Source organism: uncultured Williamsia sp., assembly GCF_947494875.1.
In the GTDB taxonomy this organism is placed as follows: Bacteria; Actinomycetota; Actinomycetes; order Mycobacteriales; family Mycobacteriaceae; genus Williamsia_A.
Genome location: NZ_CANLWM010000012.1, coordinates 1 through 5013 on the forward strand (window position 1 = coordinate 1; position 5013 = coordinate 5013).

The 5013-nt window shown below is 56.5% G+C and carries 2 rRNA genes; both read left to right on the forward strand.

From position 1 onward, the window contains the following. Positions 1-41: 41 nt before the first annotated feature. A 16S ribosomal RNA gene (locus Q1A98_RS22310) occupies positions 42-1552 on the forward strand. Positions 1553-1877: 325 nt separating this feature from the next. After that, a 23S ribosomal RNA gene (locus Q1A98_RS22315) occupies positions 1878-5010 on the forward strand. Together the 16S and 23S rRNA genes form the textbook arrangement of a ribosomal RNA operon. Positions 5011-5013: the final 3 nt, after the last annotated feature.

The window sequence follows — 5013 nt, forward strand, 5'->3', positions numbered from 1 at the left end:
TGCTTTCCTGATTGTGTTGAAACTTAGTGTTTCAGTGTTTTTTCATGGAGAGTTTGATCCTGGCTCAGGACGAACGCTGGCGGCGTGCTTAACACATGCAAGTCGAACGGAAAGGCCCTTCGGGGTACTCGAGTGGCGAACGGGTGAGTAACACGTGGGTGATCTGCCTCGTACTCTGGGATAAGCCTGGGAAACTGGGTCTAATACTGGATATGACCTGCTCTCGCATGGGGGTTGGTGGAAAGTTTTTCGGTACGAGATGGGCCCGCGGCCTATCAGCTTGTTGGTGGGGTAATGGCCTACCAAGGCGACGACGGGTAGCCGGCCTGAGAGGGCGACCGGCCACACTGGGACTGAGACACGGCCCAGACTCCTACGGGAGGCAGCAGTGGGGAATATTGCACAATGGGCGCAAGCCTGATGCAGCGACGCCGCGTGAGGGATGACGGCCTTCGGGTTGTAAACCTCTTTCACCAGGGGCGAATTAGGACGGTACCTGGAGAAGAAGCACCGGCCAACTACGTGCCAGCAGCCGCGGTAATACGTAGGGTGCGAGCGTTGTCCGGAATTACTGGGCGTAAAGAGCTCGTAGGCGGTTTGTCGCGTCGTTCGTGAAAACTTGATGCTTAACATCAAGCGTGCGGGCGATACGGGCAGACTTGAGTACTACAGGGGAGACTGGAATTCCTGGTGTAGCGGTGAAATGCGCAGATATCAGGAGGAACACCGGTGGCGAAGGCGGGTCTCTGGGTAGTAACTGACGCTGAGGAGCGAAAGCGTGGGTAGCGAACAGGATTAGATACCCTGGTAGTCCACGCCGTAAACGGTGGGTACTAGGTGTGGGTTCCTTTCACGGGATCCGTGCCGTAGCTAACGCATTAAGTACCCCGCCTGGGGAGTACGGCCGCAAGGCTAAAACTCAAAGGAATTGACGGGGGCCCGCACAAGCGGCGGAGCATGTGGATTAATTCGATGCAACGCGAAGAACCTTACCTGGGTTTGACATACACCAGACGCTGGTAGAGATATCAGTTCCCTTGTGGTTGGTGTACAGGTGGTGCATGGCTGTCGTCAGCTCGTGTCGTGAGATGTTGGGTTAAGTCCCGCAACGAGCGCAACCCTTGTCCTGTATTGCCAGCGGGTTATGCCGGGGACTTGCAGGAGACTGCCGGGGTCAACTCGGAGGAAGGTGGGGATGACGTCAAGTCATCATGCCCCTTATGTCCAGGGCTTCACACATGCTACAATGGCCGGTACAGAGGGCTGCGATACCGTGAGGTGGAGCGAATCCCTTAAAGCCGGTCTCAGTTCGGATCGGGGTCTGCAACTCGACCCCGTGAAGTCGGAGTCGCTAGTAATCGCAGATCAGCAACGCTGCGGTGAATACGTTCCCGGGCCTTGTACACACCGCCCGTCACGTCATGAAAGTCGGTAACACCCGAAGCCGGTGGCCTAACCCTTGTGGAGGGAGCCGTCGAAGGTGGGATCGGCGATTGGGACGAAGTCGTAACAAGGTAGCCGTACCGGAAGGTGCGGCTGGATCACCTCCTTTCTAAGGAGAACACAACAGCCCTCGCTCACACCGTTCGTGTGTGGGGTGGGTGTGTTCATCTGTGAGCGCCAGCAAGCCCGTCAGCCGGCTCCGAAGTTGTTTCGGGGTGGGTGGGGTGTCGTCGTGCTGTGAGGCGCGTCGGGTCAATGCACTATCGGGTCCTGAGGGAACACACCGTGTGTGTGGTTTCTCGGTAGTTCATCATCGCGCTGCCCGGTAAGGGTCTCGACTGGTAACGGTGGGGTCTGGGTGTGTGGGTGGTGGGTGTGTGTTGTTTGAGAATTGCACAGTGGATGCGAGCATCTTTATTTTTGAGTGTTTTTGTTTGTAAGTGTGTAAGGGCGTTCGGTGGATGTCTTGGTACCAGGAGCCGATGAAGGACGTGGTAGGCCGCGATAGTCCTCGGGGAGTTGTCAAACGAGCTGTGATCCGAGGGTGTCCGAATGGGGAAACCCAGCACCCGTGATGGGGTGTTACCCGCTGCTGAATGTATAGGCAGTGTGGAGGGAACGTGGGGAAGTGAAACATCTCAGTACCCACAGGAAGAGAAAACAATAGTGATTCCGTGAGTAGTGGCGAGCGAAAGCGGAGGAGGCCAAACCATGCGCATGTGATACCCGGCAGGGGTTGTGTGTGTGGGGTTGTGGGGTCTGGTGTTCCCAATGCTGCCGTGTTGGGTGCGAGTGAGAAAACTGCGCGCTAGGTGAACTGGCCTGGAATGGTCGACCGTAGACGGTGAGAGTCCGGTAGTCGAAAGTGTGTGGTCTCGTGTGCCAGGTGCCCAAGTAGCAGCGGGCCCGTGAAATCTGCTGTGAATCTGCCGGGACCACCCGGTAAGCCTGAATACTTCCTGGTGACCGATAGCGGACAAGTACCGTGAGGGAAAGATGAAAAGTACCCCGGGAGGGGAGTGAAATAGTACCTGAAACCGAGCGCTTACAATCCGTCAGAGCCTGCGCCCGTGAGGGGTGGGTGATGGCGTGCCTTTTGAAGAATGAGCCTGCGAGTTAGTGGCACGTCGCGAGGTTAACCCGTGTGGGGTAGCCGTAGCGAAAGCGAGTCTGAACAGGGCGGTTCAGTGGCGTGTTCTAGACCCGAAGCGGAGTGATCTACCCATGGCCAGGGTGAAGCGTCGGTAAGACGACGTGGAGGCCCGAACCCACTTCAGTTGAAAATGGAGGGGATGAGTTGTGGGTAGGGGTGAAAGGCCAATCAAACTCCGTGATAGCTGGTTCTCCCCGAAATGCATTTAGGTGCAGCGTCGCATGTTTCTCACTGGAGGTAGAGCTACTGGATGGCCGATGGGCCCTATCAGGTTACTGACGTCAGCCAAACTCCGAATGCCAGTGAGTGAGAGTGCGGCAGTGAGACTGCGGGCGATAAGGTTCGTAGTCGAGAGGGAAACAGCCCAGATCGCCGGCTAAGGCCCCTAAGCGTGTACTAAGTGGAAAAGGATGTGGGGTCGCGAAGACAACCAGGAGGTTGGCTTAGAAGCAGCCACCCTTGAAAGAGTGCGTAATAGCTCACTGGTCAAGTGATCCTGCGCCGACAATGTAGCGGGGCTCAAGTACACCGCCGAAGCCGCGGCACTCACACAAGACATCCACGCATGCCTGCGGGCGTGTGTGTAGTGGTGTGGGTGGGTAGGGGAGCGTCCTGCATCCGTGGAAGCGTCGGAGTGATCCAGGCGTGGAGGGTGTGGGAGTGAGAATGCAGGCATGAGTAGCGAAAGAAGAGTGAGAAACTCTTCCGCCGGATGACCAAGGGTTCCTGGGCCAGGCTAATCCGCCCAGGGTGAGTCGGGACCTAAGGCGAGGCCGACAGGCGTAGTCGATGGACAACGGGTTGATATTCCCGTACCCGTGTTCGTAGCGTCCATGCTGAATCACATGTACTAACCATCCAAAACCACCGAGAAGACCTTCGGGTCTCGAGTGTGGGGCTGCATGGGACCTTGTGTGGTAGTAGGCAAGCGATGGGGTGACGCAGGAAGGTAGTGGGGCCAGTCAGTGGTTGTACTGGTGTAAGCCTGTAGGGCGAACGGTAGGCAAATCCGCCGTTCACACAGCCTGAGAGGTGATGCGTAGCCGATTGAGGCGAATTCCATGATCCTATGCTGCCGAGAAAAGCCTCTAGCGAGTTGGAACACGGCCCGTACCCCAAACCAACACAGGTGGTCAGGTAGAGAATACTAAGGCGATCGAGAGAACTGTGGTTAAGGAACTCGGCAAAATACCCCCGTAACTTCGGGAGAAGGGGGGCCTCTGCTGGTGACCCATGTACGTGGTGAGCTGGTGGGGGTCGCAGAGACCAGAGAGAAGCGACTGTTTACTAAAAACACAGGTCCGTGCGAAGTCGTAAGACGATGTATACGGACTGACGCCTGCCCGGTGCTGGAAGGTTAAGAGGACCGGTTAATCACTTCGGTGGTGAAGCTGAGAATTTAAGCCCCAGTAAACGGCGGTGGTAACTATAACCATCCTAAGGTAGCGAAATTCCTTGTCGGGTAAGTTCCGACCTGCACGAATGGCGTAACGACTTCTCTGCTGTCTCAACCACAGACTCGGCGAAATTGCAGTACGAGTAAAGATGCTCGTTACGCGCGGCAGGACGAAAAGACCCCGGGACCTTCACTATAGCTTGGTATTGGTGTTCGGTTCGGTTTGTGTAGGATAGGTGGGAGACTGTGAAGCCCGCACGCCAGTGTGGGTGGAGTCGTTGTTGAAATACCACTCTGATCGTATTGGATACCTCAACCTCGGACCATGATCTGGTTCAGGGACAGTGCCTGGTGGGTAGTTTAACTGGGGCGGTTGCCTCCCAAAATGTAACGGAGGCGCCCAAAGGTTCCCTCAGCCTGGTTGGCAATCAGGTGTTGAGTGCAAGTGCACAAGGGAGCTTGACTGTGAGACGGACATGTCGAGCAGGGACGAAAGTCGGGACTAGTGATCCGGCACCGGCACGTGGAAGCGGTGTCGCTCAACGGATAAAAGGTACCCCGGGGATAACAGGCTGATCTTCCCCAAGAGTCCATATCGACGGGATGGTTTGGCACCTCGATGTCGGCTCGTCGCATCCTGGGGCTGGAGTAGGTCCCAAGGGTTGGGCTGTTCGCCCATTAAAGCGGCACGCGAGCTGGGTTTAGAACGTCGTGAGACAGTTCGGTCTCTATCCGCCGCGCGCGTAAGAAACTTGAGGAAACCTGTCCCTAGTACGAGAGGACCGGGACGGACGAACCTCTGGTGTGCCAGTTGTTCCACCAGGAGCACCGCTGGTTAGCTACGTTCGGAAGGGATAACCGCTGAAAGCATCTAAGCGGGAAGCCTGTTCCAAGATGAGGTTTCTCACCACCTTCGCGTGGTTAAGGCCCCCCACAGACCATGGGGTTGATAGGCCAGAACTGGAAGCCCAGTAATGGGTGCAGGTGACTGGTACTAATCGGCCGAGGACTTACAACAACA